Raw genomic sequence first — 15,847 nt, forward strand, 5'->3', positions numbered from 1 at the left:
AATCGGCTTGTGCGTAGGAGCTTGTAAATGTGCCAAATGCGCGTTGGCATGTCGCTCTTGGCATGAAACCTAACGATTCAATAAACGCACTCCAAAGAACGGTTATATTTCTTTACCAAAACAAAAGGTGCACAAAACATCCAAATACCGAATGAATTGCACACCTTTAAATGCTTATCAATCATCCCCCGGCCATAAGAGGAGAGAGATCTAAAATTGTCTTTAATCCTTATGTAGGGTTGGGCCATCAATTTGTTTTATTGTTTTTTAGTTTTAAAGTTTTTTTATTCCCCGTAAAACTAACTTTTTTGTTTTCTTTTTCAAATGAAAATTAACATTTTTCCACCAACAGATCCTTTTAAAAGAAGAAAGGCCACCCAAAGGCAGCCTTTCTTCAAACATAATCATTTCAAAATCATCAGAACACACTTATCTCCCCACTCCCACCAAACCGGTTTTTCTCGGCCCTGGCCACACCACCGATAACCACCACAGAAGTATCACAATCATGCTCCCATTCAGCACTGCCACGGAAATTTCCGGTTTTGGTGACCTTATGAATGGTGACCAGGTTCATGTTGGGGTATTTCAAGGTAAGCTTGGTTGCTGCTTCCGGAGAGAGACGGAGACTGTCGGCACTGTCCAGGAACACCACGTCGTATTTGCTAAGATCCGCCGGTATTTTATCCACCAGGAAGAGATCCGGATGCACCGCTTTGAGCATCTTGATTTTCTTCTGGAGCGTGGCTCCGAAGCCTTCCTCGTTGGCTACAAAAAGAACGGTTTTTCCCATTTGGTCGGCCAGGTATTTAGCCAGGTCGATTGCCAGGGTGGACTTACCGCTACCACCTTTGCCGTAAATCATCAACCGGAAAGGCTCACTCATATCACCCAGCAGCTTGTGCCACTTTCCGGAGAGTCCCATGGGATAGAAAGCTTTTTTCTCAAAATCGGTGGAGCGCATTGCTTTACCGGATTTGACAGTAATTTTCCGATTCTGTTTTTCCAAACCATCCAGGCCTTCCAGACCTTCCATACCATTAAGTTCTGACTGACTGATAGTGGGAGTTATGGTACTTCCGGCAATGTATCTCTCCAGTACTCTTTTGATGATCTTAAGTTTTGTGTTTAAAGGCTTTGAGGCATTAACCCCTGCTTTTCCGGTTTCTATCTTCTCCAGTATCTTCCTTGCTTCCTCTTTAACACCGGTCTTGCCCTGAATACGCAGGAAACGTTTAATGACCAAAACAGCCGGCATGGTTGCCAGTCCTGTGGTAATAGCTTTGAGTTCTGTAAGCTTATCTTCAGAGAAATTGACAGTAATGCTGCCGCCATCATTGACCATGGCAATCAGTTTGTCCTGCATGTACTCAATCTGTCCGGAATAGGTTGAGGCTTTGCGTACACGCCTTTCAATGATGGCTGTCTGCAATGACTTCAGCATGGTAAGCAGCTCCTCATGAGTTTTGGTTTTCCCGTTCATCGCCACAAAGCGACGCAGAAATGAAACTTCAGCATCCACTTTTTCGGTATGCTCGGGAAGTGGTTTGTCAATGCGGGCCAGTTTTTGTCTAATCAGACCTTGTAAAACTGTTTCAGAAACTTCCTTTTTTGTGCCCTTGTCGGTTCGATAAACATAGGTCGGTTCTCCTGATTCTGCATGTGAAAGGGATTCAATTTCCGACTTTTCCACATATCCGTCCACGTAGGCATAGAGAAACTGGCCTGCTTTGTACTTGTGCTTCTTCAGCTTTTTGCGGGATTGTCGCGGCTTTTTTTGTTTTTGAGTTTCTTTGTTTTCCTGTTTCTTAGTTTTTGAGTTTTTTTGTTTGGAAGTTTCTTTGTTTTCCCCTTTACCTCCCCCACTTTTCAAGGCTTCCGGGTTTGCTTTGATGTCCTTGTCCAGAATCTCGAAATACTTTTCCAGAATACGGTGGATGGTCGCCAGATTCTCCGGGTTGGTCTCCTCATGAATGTTCTCGATGATCTTGATTATCTCCGGGTGTTTGCGGGTAAAAAAGTCGCCGTGTGCCAGTTTAGAGAAGTCAATACCTTTTGCCTTCTCAATGTAGTTGTCGATAGTAAATGCCATTTTGTGAAATATTAGTTTTTCAGAATTCAAATTCCATCTCCATTTCCAGCTCAAGGGCTGTTGCCAGGGAGAACGCTTTTGGTTTTTTTGTCTCTTTGCTTTGCCCCACGCGTTGCTTATATCGCTTTTTGTCAATGGCCAGCTGATGGCGTGCATACGCTTCATCCGGATCCTGATGTGCAATAACCGCAGACACATCTTCATCCTCAAAGATGAGCTCATACATGGTTCTTGACATCTGGGCCGATAGTGAGTATTTGTCCTGCAAAATTTGCGTCACCTTGGACAGCAATGAAGGATTGAAGTTTCCCACCATGTTGCTGCTCCGCTTATTAAAGCCGTCATTCCCGTTCATCAACAGGAACAAATCAGAATCTGTGTAAATATCTTTGTTGCGGGCACCATAGGGAATTACCAGGTCATAACCATCGTAACTACGGGACAACACAATGCCATTGGTCAGTGCTACCAGTGAGTTTCGTTGCAGCGACTGCAGATAAGGCAGAATCTTAATGACCGGCACCTGAACACTGGCCGTTGCTTTGTCCTTTTCCCATCCATCAGGCATCAGAATACCTTTCTCTTTGCCTCCGCCCTGCAAAGTAAAATCAATCAACTTTCCCCGGTAATTGGCGATGCCCTGAAGAATATTATCCGTGATGATGTAACGGGTAATCCGATCTGCCTGGCGTTTTTTCATCATTTCATCCCACTGATTGAGAATCTCCACCTGACTGTAATTATCCAGAGAACTGCTCAATCCTATGATTCGCTCCACCATGGCTCCCTGATCTCCGGAAAGTGCCAGTACCATGTATTTGCGACCATCTCCAACGGCAAAGCGTACCTTTATTTTGGAAAGTGTGTATGGGTTTTCTTCCTTTTGGTTGATGACAAATCCCAGGAAAACGGACGGAGACGGATCATTGGAAACAATGTTGGGCACGTAAACCCCTCGTCCGGGATAAAATATCCTTATGCGATTGCGAATGGCCCGCCTGAGAAGTTCCGATTTCTCCTGCTCCGATTTGATAAGTGATGCTTTGGAATTTTCAATCTCATCCATCCGTTTTTTAAGGTAGGCAGACTGCTCTGCCTGACTTTTCATTTTTTTGTAATTCTTCTCCTGACGAATATGCCTGCGGGCCACCTCCAGACGCTCATCAATATGACTGAGCATATTTTGAAGCCGGGCTTCCAGTGATTTTTCCATTCCGGCAATAATCTTTTCTGTATAAACCATCGGATCATCGGTGCCGGTGGTTTGCCGGATCAATTCCTGAATCTGACTTTTTCGAAACGGCTTTCGCAGGTTGGCGCAATCGCAGGTTTTCAGGATAGAGTCACGTCCGAAAGCACTTTTGCCGCCTTTCCCGGCCTTGATGACTTTTCTGTCAATAACCACAGCATCCAGAGCCACGGCTTCCACCTCCAGGTCATATTCCTCGATTTGCTTGAGATACTCCACGTATTCGGTGTATCGAAGGGCCATATCGGCATAAAACTTTTCCTGATCGGTCACCGAAAGAATCGCTACCCGGCCTGAAACTTTCTGAATTCCCCCTTCGCGTACTTCCGGGACTTCCGCCCCAAGCGGTTTACCCAACATTTCATCGATCTCCGGGTTTTCTATAAGATAATCCGCTACCAGCTTGTCACCGTATTTGTTCAGAAAATCCACCTGCTCCCCTATCTGATTCTGATTGGCCTTTTGATTACTGGTGGTGTTGGCATCCAGACTCCGGAGTTTTCGCTGCAGCATCATTTGAAGCCGCTTTTCCGCCGGGATAGCTGATGAAATGTAGCGGTAACGGGGCTTGAGTATTTGTCCGGTGCGGTTGATGCGCCCGCGTTTTTGTACCTCGGTGTTAATATCCAGCTCGGGCTGAAGCACAATCATTTCGCGCTGCTTCACCTGTCCTCTGGCAACCTTCCGGGTCACAATGGCATGAGCAGATGCACCGGTGGAGCCACTCTGATTGATCAGCAGGCAATCCACCTCATTGTCGTTGTACTGGCGAAATGCATCGTTGGTGGCAATCCGCTTTCGACTCAGAATAGTACCCGTTTCTTTTCCGGAAAACTGCACCATGATTTTCCGCCCGGTTACCTCGGCCACTTTGAAGCCGGCCTTTTCAATAATCCCCACAATCCGGTCAATAGGTGAAATGGTGATTCCGGTGGATACGCGGTCTATCTCATCGGTGATCCGGTTGTACTCCGCCAGAGCTTCCTCACTAATCATGGCCGGTTCCAGATAATCATATTTCTTCTGTCCACGGTAATCGGTAATGGTTATTTTCAAAACCGATTTAAGCCCTTTGTACAACACATGCTTAAAGTCCGTATTGATTGCTTCTCCCGGTGCGGATTCAGCAATCTCTTCCAGAAACGAACCCATGGTGTTGGCAAAAGCAATAATCGGTTTTCGTCCGGCTTTCAGCGAACGGATGGCATCACGGGCCACATCCTCGGCTTTCAGACTCAATAGCAACTGATTGATCACATTAAAAACTTTGGAGAAATAAGGCTGATTGTCCACACCCCCGGAAGAAGTCCCTTTCCGAGCCTGGGCCTCTCCGCCTTCTGCTTTCATGGCATCATCCATGTTATCCACGGCCTCGGTAACATAATCTTTTTGAAAAGCAATGATGTCGCGGATAATTTCCGTCACCTTATCACCAATGCGGCGGTGTTCCCGCTCATTTTCGGTCAATGTTACGTAATCCACTTCAATGCCCTCAAAAGAGCGTTCCCGGCGGATCATTTGTCCCTCAGACACCAGCTGGGCCGACAAAATCTCCTGCAATGCCACCCCGCCACGGGTAATGGAGTCCACCAGCTCATCTTTGGTCATGTTGGCCTCCGAAAGACAGGTTTTCAGTGCGTAAATAGGCATATTGTCCGGTCGCTTGGCAAAGGTGGCAGACAGGAACACCACTCCCGCAGCATTCTGAATCACATTCATCAGGAAAGTGCCTGTCTGTGAAGCACCTGAAGCACTGTGGGCTTCATCCATAATGATGATATTCCCTTCCGCCATTTTTGCCAGGAACATGGGTTTTAATGGTTTCTTCTCCGGCTGATTAAACTGGGTATAGGTAGCCAGGATAACATCATATTTCTTTGGCAGTTGCTGCGATTTGAAAACCGATTCCTGAACAGCTTTGGCATCGGGCTGATAAAGAATATTTCCTTCCGCATCCTTTATTTTGGTTTTGGCATCATCGGCATTAACGATAAACGGCACCAGGTGCCCGGAACCAATGTCTGCCAGATCCCGGTATATGTCAGAGAAAAGATTGGGCTTTTCACTTAAAAATATGGGAATCTTTTTTTGCTGATTGGCATAACGTATCATGGCCGCTGCAATGCGTCCTTTGCCAATACCGGTCTGGTCTCCCACAATCAAAGACTGGTTGCGTTCTTCAATATTGTAGATGGCTAGGGCAACGGCATCAATCTGCTCGGCAGACAAAGCCTTTTCCAGTTCATCTTTGGTTTTATACCCAAGCTTTTTACGCACCAGTTCAAACACATTGCCTCCCATCTGCTTTTTGATTTTACGGGCTGCAATGTGGGTCTCATCTACCATGGAATCCGGAACCTGGGTTTCCAGTATTACCCCTTCTTCCGAAACGGGAATATAAAGTTCCCCGAGTCCTTTGCCTGCTGACTTGTATCCACGGGAAGTCAGAAACAATTGCCAGTGATGGGGGTTGCGCTCTGATAAATCTTTCAGCCGGGCCGAAAACTTTTTAAAGCCCGAAGCCGGCTCAAAACCCCAAAACAGCAGTTTCTCACTGATTTCCGGAGCGGGTCTTTTATCGAATGTTATTGTTGCCTTCGACTGCAGGGCCTGTTTCTTTTTGTCAATCTGTATGTGAAAGGTCATGTTATTGCTTTTTAGTTTTTAAGTTTCTTTGTTTTTCTGTTCTTTACTTTCTGAGTTTTTCTGTTTTTCAGTTCCTTTGTTTTAATCTTTCTTTAATGGCTGCAATGCGTGCCTCACGGTTGTTGAAAACCCGGCCAATGGTTATTTCTTCTCCGTCGATAAACCGGGCCGTCCAGGTGCGGTTGTGGTAAAACTGTACTTTGGAGAAAGCTTTGTATCCCTTTTCCCGTTTGTCGGCTTTGCAGGCAAAAAGCTCTGGCACGACCTGTGATTCCTGTAAAACCAAGGGTTCTTTCTGGCTCTTAATGGTAATCTCCACAATTCCGGAACGTGGTAATCCGGTCACGATGCCGTTGGTAATGATGTTTCCGGTGGCCAGGAACGAAACGCGGTCTCCGGTTTTGAAAAGATGTTCCTCCTCCGGTTTTTGAGCTGCCAGATCCAGAAAGTGCCGGATGTCACAATTAAGGATTCGCTCATAAAGTGCATCAAATGAAGTGACCACCTCCCGCAGATGCCGGTTCTTTGCGCTGCCTTGCGGAGCATAGTCCGCAATTCCTGCGGGTGTCTCTTTTCGTCCTGCAATCAGGATAAGACGTGTATCAAAAGCGGTTCCCTGACGGGAATAGAGTTTTTGCCCGTCGATGGGAATGATGTCTTCCACATAATAAAAGTGATAGAGAAAATTCAGAAAGTAACGATCACTCTTGTTGGTAATCACTCCGGAATCAGGATTGTAGCGGGTATGACCGCCAATGATTATGGCTGCCCGTCCGTCATCTTTCATGGTTTCAAGGGCCCGGATAGCCATGATGTGCTCCAGCTTTTTAATGTGAAAACCTTCTACCTGCTCGATGGCTTCCAGATCTCCAAAAGGAGGATTGGTAATGATTCCGTCATAGATTCGTCCAAATCCGAATGGTAGAGAGGCATCCAGACTGGTAATTATTCTAAAGGGCTGTCGGTTCAGGTTTTGAAGACGTATCTTGTCCAGCTCATTTACATGAAGCTGATTATATGGTAGTGCGTGACAAAGAAGTCCGTTGCCGGCACTGGGCTCAAAGTATAGGGCCTCTCCCTTGGGCTTTTTGACCCACAACCCGGCCATGAAAGAGATAGGTGCCGGGGTGGAATATTGTTGCAAAAGGACACTCATGGAAGTGCGGTGCGAAAGATTGACCTGGGATCGGTAAAGCTCCACTACTTTCTCAAAACGCTGACGAAAGTTTCGTTTTTCATTAAAAGCAATGCGGCGGGCTTCCTGTGCAATAGCAAGTTCTGTCAGCTCTTTAACCTTATTTTGGTTATCAATCCCAAAGCGCTGACGGGCCAGTTTCTCAATGCTGGTTTTATTGTGAGATGTCCGTTTGTGTAGTTCCTGCTGTACGGCTTTAACAAAATCAGCTTCCCGACTGCCGGAACCTTTGGAATCATCAGAAAAAGAAAATTCCATTTCTGTTTCCAGTTCCAGAGCCAGGGCGATGGACAATATGGTGAGTGTAACTTTGGCGGTCTTCATAAACTTCAGAATTCAAAAGCCATTTCCATCTCCAGTTCCAGTGCTTTGGCAATGGTCACGGGAGCATTTTGTTTTTTTGTTTCTTTATTTTTTTGTTGGGAAGTTTCTTTGTTTTTCTGTTCTGATGTTTTTTTATTTTTCTGTTTTTCAGTTTCCACAAAAACAACCCCGCCCTGAGCATCTCCCTGTTTGTCCAGTTCAATAAATTCATCCACCCGCTGATCGGTAAAAGGCACAAACCGACCGAGTTCGATCACTTCACGGGCCTCACGGATAATGCTCTCAAACAACCGGTTGAGAAAAACTCTTTCTTCTCCCTGTGGATAAACGCCCACTCCGAAATGGGCGCCGCTAACCAGGTAGTTGTTTTCCATTCCTTTGGCAGTCAGCCGGTCAAAAACAAAACACTCAAAAGCCCTGGCAAACATCTCTACCGGAGAAGCCCAGTATTTGGTGCCGTAGAATTTGGATTCTGCATAGAATTCTGAAATATTGTTAAGGGTAAGCGGGATGTCCAGAAATTCAAGACCAAACTTTCGGGGAATGCTGCTCAAAAGCGCTTTGGCATTGCTGTAAAAAGACGGATATTTAAGATAGCCGGGGTATCTTCGTTTCAGGAAATCGAGAGATTCTTCGGGGGACTCTCCATATTCCAGGCGGAATGCGTATTTGGCATCTTTGGTGTAAAACCTTCGGGTAATGGATTTACCGGCATTATGCTCATTATTGCCCTGATAGGTAAAACGGCCCAGATTGGTGACTTTGTTGTATAAATGAAGAGCTTTCGGATTTTGGATATAGCTGTCACTGTCAATTTCAATATGTTTTTCACGAAAGGCATAATAGCTGGTGGCCATTTTACCTTTCCGGAATCCGTAGCTCATCCCCAGCAGATGGTCAAAGAAATGGCCCCATTCGTGCGCAAGAGTTCCGTCCCCGCGCTTGCGTGTAAGATTGATGATCCGGCGCACGGGTTCATAATGTGCCAGAGCTTTCCCTTTTCCCCTGGCAGCAAATGCAATGGCCAGATTTCCGATTTCATGAATCCGGCGAATGTCAATGTCCAGGACTTCACATAAATCGGTGATGGCACCAATGAAATAGCGAATATGCTCTTTCAGCTCCTTGTCGGTAATGGAATTTCCGATTTGCACGGCATTAAAACCGTATCTCTCTGTCAGTACCTTTTCAGAGATGTCATTATCAGAGATAAACAACCCGCCTTTGCGCCTGATGTGCGAAAGCGGCAATCCTGAGTTAATTTCAATTTTATCGCTTTTCTCCGTGCTCTTAGTCTTCTTTGGAAAAGCCCATTCCCACGAAGGTTCTTTATAGAGGACATTGGCAGTTTCATGAACCTTCCTGCTTTTCAACATCAGCATGTTGGAAAAACGGGTTGAGAAGTTCTCGCTTAACAGGCGTGTAAAATAATAGTGTTTTTGGGTTTTAAAATAATGATCTAACCGGTCGTAATGATCTTTCAGGAAAAGATCCACTTCGGTATAATCACGGCAATCTTTAAATTCCAGTGTGTGTCGTATCATTCCGGAAAGCTCAATCGTCATTTGCGCGGAAGTGCTGTAAGCCATCGCTGCTTCCAAGGACCACAAAACATCTTGCAGATTATCCACCAGGGGTTTTGCCGTATCATATTCATCCAGTTTCTGCTGAAGATATTCCGCCGTCCTGACATAGACTTTTCGCATATCCGCGGTATTGGCAGAAGGCTTTGGCGGAAAAGATTTCCGGAATTCATTTTTCAGATAACAAAGGGCCGGATCGGCATTGGATTCCTTCAGGATTTTAAAGTCATAAGCAGGCCAGACGTTATCTTTTACCACCATCTCGATGGCGGAGACTTCGTCCTGTTCCAGTTTGTCCAGGTCTTTAGAGTTGACCAGAGATCGCATGGCAGCGCGCTCTTTGGCAGATCCGGGAACATACTCTCCCGCATCCCTGAACTTACGTTTTTTCTGCTTTTCTTTAAGAAACTCCACCACATCAGGCGATTGTCCCAATGTTCCTTTCAGAAAAATGTATTTTACCTTTCCCATGGATCAAAAACATCAATAATTTCATTAAGACTGACATCCAGCCATTCTCCTTTCAGCTCCGAAGTTTCAGGAGCCTCAACCACTTTCCCGTGGGCCAGTGATTTGTTAAAGCAATAAACCTCAATAACTATTTCTGTCTGATCGCGAATCACCGATATGTGACTGCGCTCAAAAAGCTGAGAGAATGTATCTTCTGATTTTGTGGTTGCCATATTCAAGGATCGCTATGGATTTGACTTCATTTCTGTTTATGATGAGCTCTGCAACCGGAATACTCCGCTTGTTGTAGCTTTTTATCAGCAGGCAATAGCCGTTCTTCTCTGTAATCCCGCATAGTTCGCCACTGGTGTAAGAATTTCCGTTATGAAAGCTTACTTCTGCCCGGATCTTCATTTGTAATCTTTTTGCCGGCTGCCCATGGAGCTGCCAAAGTGAAAACCCACCACCTGATTGCGTTCCTGCAAAAGCGAACCAATTACTGTTCCTATGGCTGCACCAACAACCGATCCCAGGGAGCTTCCGATGGTTACTGCCGTCTGTTTGTCCTCAATAAAACCCGATGCCAGGAAAACAGCACTGATGGTTACTGCTACCTGTACCAAAAGCAAAATGAAGATGTAGGTCAGATTCCTGCTAATGATCTGCTTTCCGATGGCATCGGCAGAAGCCTTGTCGGCATCAATGTACTTTTGTCGCGCACCTTCCCGGTCAGACACCTCTGCTTTATAAGCTTCAATCTCCAGGGCATACATTTCCTTTTCCCACTGCATCCGGTATTGTTGCAACTCTTCCAGTGCCAGTCTGGCTTTTTCATCCTTTTCGGCTTTGGATTTTAGCAGATCACTCACTTTTCCTATGGCCACCCCGGCAGGATTAGGAGATGTGGCAATTTCAAAAATATCAGTCGCAATGGAGGGTACTTTCTGCATCACTTCGGCGCAAAATTGCTTAAATGATTTCTTTACCATGGGGATTAGGGGATTAAGAGTTTGTCCCCAAATGAGGTTTGATTGAAGACCCGCTCTTTGAGCCATCCGTAGATAAATTTCCGTTGTTCCGGTCGCGCCTGGGCAATCTTCACATAACGCGAACACTGCACCGCATTCATCAGTATGCAAAGTCTGTCGGGCATGGGATAGCGATTGACAAAAGCCAGAGTCTTATATCCCAGACGACCGTCAACTTCCAGATCTTTACCGTACCGGTTCCGGTGATTAAGCAGGTTACAACTGTTTTGAAGAATTTCCACCGCTGTTTCCGGGCCCATATTTACGGCAGTGTCCAGCAACTCAAAGGCCAGCTGGTCGTTGCTAATTTTATCAAACCCGGGTTTATACCAGTACTGCCGGAGATAAATATCCCTGGCCGTTTCTACAGTCAGATCTGCCATCGGGCCATTATACCCGTTATCTCTTGCAGTTTTCAGGGTAATCCCGAATTTTGTTTCTCCTCCCAAATCCGATGGGTCATTCACGTACCCTCCTTCGATTTCAATGATTTTGGAAATGAATTGATGTTCTCTTGCCATTTTGTGAAATTTTTATTGTTAAGTCAGACTCACATCAGTGCTGAATAAATATTTGTAATGAGCTTTCTGTCTTGATTGGGATCGACCTTGGCAGGTAAGCCTAAAAACAAGGTTGTTTTATCGAAAAATCGTCTCTGTTTGAGTCTCGTGCGCGCAGCAAGCGAGATGAGTTTTGACGATTTCGATGAAAGAACCGTAGTTTTTAGAGCGAAAGCTGGCTCAGTCTTGACTTTTTTTGATTACTTTTTTGTGTTAAGACAAAAAAGTAATTCAGGGTTTAAGGGATGAAATCCCTTTTTTAATACATTGGAACGATTTAAAATTCAACCATTAAGCTGTGTGTAAAAGTTTATGTTCAAGAATGATCATAACGCAGTAAACGGGCTTTATTGACGAACACTATTTAGTTGCCAGTCCGGTGGGGAAAATCTGCTCATAAAGCATCTGGTCATTTTCCTTCTTGATTAGAAGCATCTTTTTAATCTCTTCATTGCTGGAGCTAAGCAAAATGAAATACTCATTCATTCTTTTCAGCTCCATCTTAACGCTGGCATTGGTTTGCCCGATGCGCCCATCCATCTCGTCAAGATTGGTTGCTACCTGACGGAAATTGCCTGCCACTTCAATGCGAAATTGCCGAAGGCTGTCGGTTGAAGCATTTTTCTCATGTTTCAGCTCCACAAGCTCCTTTTGAAGAGTGGGGATATCCTGTAAGTAAGCCAGCGTCTCATCTACCTTGCGCCCGATTGTCCATATTTTTGTGATGACCGAAAATGAAAGAATCGCGGCAACCAGCAGATTCATCATTCGTGCAGAAAACAGACTGCTTCCGGTGATCAGTCGGATTTGTTGAATTAACTCTTTCATAGCTTTATCTGTTAAATCCGTTGTAGTTTAGTTTTATCAATGCTCCTTTGGCTTGTCCGTTGCACTTCACAAAGGTTCCACCTAAAAGAAAAGTGCCGTCACGTAAAGGTTTCAGAAAATAAGCTGTCCCTTTGGCGTTTGAAGAGTTCAATATTTCTGCTGTTTGAAAGCTCTTGTCAAAAGAGCCGTCACTGTTGACCCGAAAAAGACTGTTGAAAAAAACTTCCTCCTGATGGATCAGTGGATCCGATCCATTGGTACTCAGTAAAACTTTCCCGTCAGGGGTGGGATACATTCTTCCGCCATTGCTGTTGTGTGGATATGGCCCAAGGGAGAAATCAGTAACAAAGGTCTCGTCCACGGTGCCATCGGAGTTTAAACGCCAAATCTGGCTTGCTCCGTTAATACCTGTGCTTTGTCCTCCTGCCGCCATGATTTTTCCGTCAGGTAATACGGCCATTCCGCTGAATCTCAAATCGGAAATTCCTGCTCTGAATGTGGGATCAGTCGTTCCGTCAGGGTTTAGACGAACACAATAGAGACTCTCCAGACTTCCGTTAATCCGGTTCTTACTGCTGTAATAAATCAGGATTTTAAGATCTTCCTGGATAGCAATACCTGACGGAGCATTAGAGGATGAACTTCCCGTAAAAGAAAAAGTATTGTCAATGGTGCCATCAGCATTCAACCGCACCAGTTTTCCGGTAAAAGGCTGCCCTTCGTAGCCGACAATGGAAGATCCCCAGACATATATTTTACCATCCGGAGCAATATCAAACCCGTTAGGAGCTACGGGGATCCCTGATGAACTAAAAAATCCGGAGGTACCCGTTAAAAATAAAGGATCCTGGTTGCCCTGTTTGTCCAGCTTGCAAATATGTTTGAACTGTTCGTTGTAAAACTGTCCCAACACAATGGCTCCGCTGCCATCGGGGGAAAGTTTTACTTTGTTGATATAAGAATTTAAAAATCCGCCGAAATCTGTGCGAAAAGGTGTCCCGTCCGAATTAAGAATAAACAAACGGTCGGTGGCTTTTATACCCAGATAGTCATTGGCAGAGCCAACCACCCATATTTTGGGATTTTCCGGATCCTCAGAGTAATCCACATCAATGGAAGAAACACTCGGGTTAGCCGAAGAGGCTGTATTAAATCCCCGGGTATCTTTATTAAAAATCCTTTGCCCCTTATTTTTACCCGCAAAAAGAACTGAAGCAAAAGGGGTGGCAGAGGAAATGTTTATCTTGTAAATTCCTTCCGGGATAGAAATTAAATCGTCTGATGCAAAGGAAAAATTATCAATAATCCTCTTTTCTTCATTAAAAACACCGGTCAGTGACAATCCGGATATGCCTGAATTGAATTCATGTTTAGATAAATCCACATCCTGATCAAAAATCACATCCTGCTCATTTGTTGCGGAAAAACTGATCCGCACAGACGGAACCATGGCTTTCAATTCATCTTCCAATTGCGGTTTCCAGTGGTTATTGGTGATTCCTCCCTCCAGAACATATTTGGTTTTAGTGCTCAATACCCGGGTTTCCATACCTTCGTATCGAACAGCCGGATCAATGGCATCGCGATCTTCCAGAGAGGCAACTACCGTCCTTTGAGTATCCACGGGTACGTTCTTATTGACCTTAAATCCGTCAATGATTTCAATGGGCATAGCTTTATTATTATGGGTAAATGACTGAAAATACTTTGTTTGCTACCGAAGTGGGTGCAATGCTTCTCCAGACAAAATATCCGAATGTCCACTGAGGATATTTTTGGGAAGTGGTAACCATCATATTCTGCATGAAAAAGGAATCTGAAACATCAAAGCCGTTGTTATCGCGAAAAACCGGTTTCACATTTTTAAAAGGGGGTGCAAACCAGATGTATTGGTTTTCTCCGTTTAAAGGAATTGCAAATTGTCTGGTGGAATCAGCAACAACCACCTTTGACAATCCGTTGTAAATAGTGGCACCATTTAAAAGCGGTGCCATACCATAGAGCACCGGATAGTAGAAACTGTAAGTTCTCAGTCCGGAAGCAATGCTGCCGGGTGAGCCGTTTCCACCCACGTCTGTCAGAGCTTTAAAGACTTGCTTTTTATTGTGCAGGGGTGCAGTATCATCTCCCTGAATCGTGATTTGCGCGGAGAAATCATCTGTGGTTCCAACATGCACCAGGGTATCGCCGTTGCTTACATAAATTATCCGACGGTTAGCAATCTCTGTCTCATCATTGGCCGTAATGGTGGCCCTGAGTGTAACACTCTGACTGGTGCCATATTCATAAATGGCATCATTACCCGTAAAAGAAATCTCCGCAGGCACGAAAGGATAAAAGTATTTTTCCAGAAAACCCTTTACCGAAATGGCCGCCGGGTTAATTTGTGGAATACCTGCCCGCTTTACGGTGCGGTTGCCGTCAAAAGGCAAATCGGTAATCAGTGGAATGTCAACAATACCTCCCGGTTTATCCGGATCACTTACTTTTCGGATTGAAGAAGCAATGTAAGCCTCATTGTCAATGATGACATATTCTCCCTCCACAAAGCGAACTCTTTGGGAGGAAAAGATATAATCGGGAAACGCGGCCTCAATGCCATTGACTGATGTTATGAGAATCATGGGATGGAGATTTAAAGCATTTGGTAAGCCTCTTCAAACTGACGATCAGTTACAGGGTAAGCGGGGCCGTTTTCCATCACGGACATGGCACGCACCAGATTTTTCAGCAGCGCTTTGGTGCTGACGAGTCCTGCATTTTTATCCAGACCGGTCTGTGACACAACAAAGGTGATGTAACCGGAAGTATTGTTTTCCGATGGCGGAGCATACTTCCCTATGAGCTTAACCAGAGTATTGTACCCACGGTCAATATCATTTTTCAGCTGCTTTATCATGGCCCTTACTCCGTATTCAAAGGAGATAAATTGTTCAAATGTCCTGTCGGAGTTTTTACCTGCCGCAATTTTTCCATTCCAGGGGGAAGAAGTAATCTTCAGGTTTCCCGGATTATTGTTGCGGATTCCCCGTGGATAGTCAGAGCTGAGAAATCCCGGCAGTCCGAAATAATTTCTGACCGCCGGGTCACTCTCACGACTGACATGGGGAAAAGATTTTCGTTTATTGGCCTGTCTTACCGCTATGATGGCCAGGATCATGCTCCCTGCAATTAATGAGGCAGCTACGATTTGTCTGGTTCTGCTTTCCATGCTTAAAAGGGAACATTAAGTGAGTTGAATATTTCGCGTACTTTGTTTTTGTCTTTGCTGCCCAGCTCCTCATTAAGCCAGCCTACCAGGTTCAGATCATTGCCAAACCAAAGACTGGTAACCATTCCATACCGACGGATGCCGAAAGATTTGATTAGCATTAGAAGATCATCCCGGTTACGCATGCTCCCGAGTATAGGAAAGATGGTATCCTCGTCTGTTCCCGGTCCGTCCATGGCCAGATAAAGGCTTTGGGCCATAATCCCGTATTCACTGTCACTGTACGAAAGGCCTGTCTTGCTTATCTGTAGTTTATTCAGGTTGTTGCCGGGTGTTACTTTGGTATTGCCCTTTATCTTTTTGTAAATGAAATAGCCTCCTCCTACGGTCAGCGCGGTCACAAAAACCAGCTTCATCATCGAAAAAGATTTGTCGATTATTCCGGGAGCGGCCTGAACGGCAGCGGCAGCGACTAAAGGGTTCATGAAAATAAGGTTTTAAACAAGGTGGATAAACTTCAGCGCCGTTTTGGCTACCGAAGGATTGTCGTTGACTTTCTGTAAAAGCAGCAAAAAATCATCGTGATTGACCTTCTTTACCACATTTTGCAAAAGGTTCTCCATGCGTTTGATCTTTAAAAGACTATCGCTCTGAACCTGAACAGTGATATGATTTTTCATA

Annotated in this window: 14 protein-coding genes; all 14 read right to left on the reverse strand. The window is 45.0% G+C overall.

What is annotated here, in order from left to right; all coding sequences use genetic code 11:
• Window positions 1-418: 418 nt before the first annotated feature.
• A complete protein-coding gene (locus W7W_RS0112110) occupies window positions 419-2,092 on the reverse strand; it encodes an AAA family ATPase (RefSeq protein WP_010664011.1) in 1,674 nt (557 codons plus the stop codon).
• Between the two features lie 19 nt (window positions 2,093-2,111).
• Entirely contained in the window at window positions 2,112-5,987 is a 3,876-nt protein-coding gene (locus W7W_RS0112115) for a strawberry notch-like NTP hydrolase domain-containing protein (protein ID WP_029510592.1), read from the reverse strand.
• A gap of 67 nt (window positions 5,988-6,054) precedes the next feature.
• The gene (locus tag W7W_RS0112120) at window positions 6,055-7,506 is read right to left on the reverse strand and encodes a DNA methyltransferase family protein (protein ID WP_029510593.1); all 1,452 of its coding nucleotides are present in this window, start codon (window positions 7,504-7,506) and stop codon (window positions 6,055-6,057) included.
• A gap of 5 nt (window positions 7,507-7,511) precedes the next feature.
• A complete protein-coding gene (locus tag W7W_RS0112125) occupies window positions 7,512-9,560 on the reverse strand; it encodes an LPD1 domain-containing protein (protein ID WP_010664012.1) in 2,049 nt (682 codons plus the stop codon).
• Entirely contained in the window at window positions 9,548-9,772 is a 225-nt protein-coding gene (locus tag W7W_RS0112130; protein ID WP_010664013.1) for a hypothetical protein, read from the reverse strand. The genes W7W_RS0112125 and W7W_RS0112130 overlap by 13 nt, the downstream gene beginning before the upstream one ends.
• Window positions 9,729-9,953, reverse strand: coding sequence for a hypothetical protein (locus W7W_RS0112135; RefSeq protein ID WP_025007025.1), 225 nt, complete (start codon window positions 9,951-9,953; stop codon window positions 9,729-9,731). The genes W7W_RS0112130 and W7W_RS0112135 overlap by 44 nt, the downstream gene beginning before the upstream one ends.
• Window positions 9,950-10,528: a hypothetical protein gene (locus W7W_RS0112140; protein ID WP_010664014.1), complete on the reverse strand. Its 579-nt coding sequence runs from the start codon at window positions 10,526-10,528 to the stop codon at window positions 9,950-9,952. Before W7W_RS0112140 ends, W7W_RS0112135 begins: the two co-directional genes overlap by 4 nt.
• Window positions 10,529-10,533: 5 nt before the next feature.
• Entirely contained in the window at window positions 10,534-11,088 is a 555-nt protein-coding gene (locus W7W_RS22160) for a glycoside hydrolase family 108 protein (protein ID WP_010664015.1), read from the reverse strand.
• A 399-nt stretch (window positions 11,089-11,487) separates the two neighbouring features.
• Window positions 11,488-11,955, reverse strand: a complete 468-nt coding sequence (locus W7W_RS0112150) for a hypothetical protein (protein WP_010664016.1) — start codon at window positions 11,953-11,955, stop codon at window positions 11,488-11,490.
• A 4-nt stretch (window positions 11,956-11,959) separates the two neighbouring features.
• Window positions 11,960-13,627: a hypothetical protein gene (locus W7W_RS0112155; protein ID WP_010664017.1), complete on the reverse strand. Its 1,668-nt coding sequence runs from the start codon at window positions 13,625-13,627 to the stop codon at window positions 11,960-11,962.
• A gap of 10 nt (window positions 13,628-13,637) precedes the next feature.
• Window positions 13,638-14,579 carry a hypothetical protein gene (locus W7W_RS0112160; protein WP_010664018.1) on the reverse strand — a complete coding sequence of 314 codons (942 nt, stop codon included), beginning with the start codon at window positions 14,577-14,579 and terminating at the stop codon, window positions 13,638-13,640.
• Between the two features lie 11 nt (window positions 14,580-14,590).
• Window positions 14,591-15,166 (reverse strand): hypothetical protein, encoded by a 576-nt coding sequence (locus W7W_RS0112165; RefSeq protein WP_010664019.1) that lies wholly within the window; start codon window positions 15,164-15,166, stop codon window positions 14,591-14,593.
• Window positions 15,167-15,168: 2 nt separating this feature from the next.
• On the reverse strand, window positions 15,169-15,651 hold the full coding sequence (locus W7W_RS0112170) for a hypothetical protein (protein WP_010664020.1): 483 nt from the start codon (window positions 15,649-15,651) through the stop codon (window positions 15,169-15,171).
• Window positions 15,652-15,663: 12 nt separating this feature from the next.
• Window positions 15,664-15,846 (reverse strand): hypothetical protein, encoded by a 183-nt coding sequence (locus tag W7W_RS0112175; RefSeq protein WP_010664021.1) that lies wholly within the window; start codon window positions 15,844-15,846, stop codon window positions 15,664-15,666.
• Between the last annotated feature and the right edge of the window lies 1 nt (window position 15,847).

This window comes from Marinilabilia salmonicolor JCM 21150 (genome assembly GCF_000259075.1).
Lineage (GTDB): Bacteria > Bacteroidota > Bacteroidia > Bacteroidales > Marinilabiliaceae > Marinilabilia > Marinilabilia salmonicolor.

What these genes read in the sequence shown, in the direction of transcription:
- W7W_RS0112175 (WP_010664021.1), bottom strand. Translation starts at nt 15,846, where the DNA reads ATGAAAAATCATATCACTGTTCAGGTTCAGAGCGATAGTCTTTTAAAG.
- W7W_RS22160 (WP_010664015.1), bottom strand. Translation starts at nt 11,088, where the DNA reads ATGGCAAGAGAACATCAATTCATTTCCAAAATCATTGAAATCGAAGGA.
- W7W_RS0112115 (WP_029510592.1), bottom strand. Translation starts at nt 5,987, where the DNA reads ATGACCTTTCACATACAGATTGACAAAAAGAAACAGGCCCTGCAGTCG.
- W7W_RS0112140 (WP_010664014.1), bottom strand. Translation starts at nt 10,528, where the DNA reads ATGGTAAAGAAATCATTTAAGCAATTTTGCGCCGAAGTGATGCAGAAA.
- W7W_RS0112125 (WP_010664012.1), bottom strand. Translation starts at nt 9,560, where the DNA reads ATGGGAAAGGTAAAATACATTTTTCTGAAAGGAACATTGGGACAATCG.
- W7W_RS0112155 (WP_010664017.1), bottom strand. Translation starts at nt 13,627, where the DNA reads ATGCCCATTGAAATCATTGACGGATTTAAGGTCAATAAGAACGTACCC.
- W7W_RS0112150 (WP_010664016.1), bottom strand. Translation starts at nt 11,955, where the DNA reads ATGAAAGAGTTAATTCAACAAATCCGACTGATCACCGGAAGCAGTCTG.
- W7W_RS0112165 (WP_010664019.1), bottom strand. Translation starts at nt 15,166, where the DNA reads ATGGAAAGCAGAACCAGACAAATCGTAGCTGCCTCATTAATTGCAGGG.
- W7W_RS0112110 (WP_010664011.1), bottom strand. Translation starts at nt 2,092, where the DNA reads ATGGCATTTACTATCGACAACTACATTGAGAAGGCAAAAGGTATTGAC.
- W7W_RS0112170 (WP_010664020.1), bottom strand. Translation starts at nt 15,651, where the DNA reads ATGAACCCTTTAGTCGCTGCCGCTGCCGTTCAGGCCGCTCCCGGAATA.
- W7W_RS0112135 (WP_025007025.1), bottom strand. Translation starts at nt 9,953, where the DNA reads ATGAAGATCCGGGCAGAAGTAAGCTTTCATAACGGAAATTCTTACACC.
- W7W_RS0112120 (WP_029510593.1), bottom strand. Translation starts at nt 7,506, where the DNA reads ATGAAGACCGCCAAAGTTACACTCACCATATTGTCCATCGCCCTGGCT.
- W7W_RS0112160 (WP_010664018.1), bottom strand. Translation starts at nt 14,579, where the DNA reads ATGATTCTCATAACATCAGTCAATGGCATTGAGGCCGCGTTTCCCGAT.
- W7W_RS0112130 (WP_010664013.1), bottom strand. Translation starts at nt 9,772, where the DNA reads ATGGCAACCACAAAATCAGAAGATACATTCTCTCAGCTTTTTGAGCGC.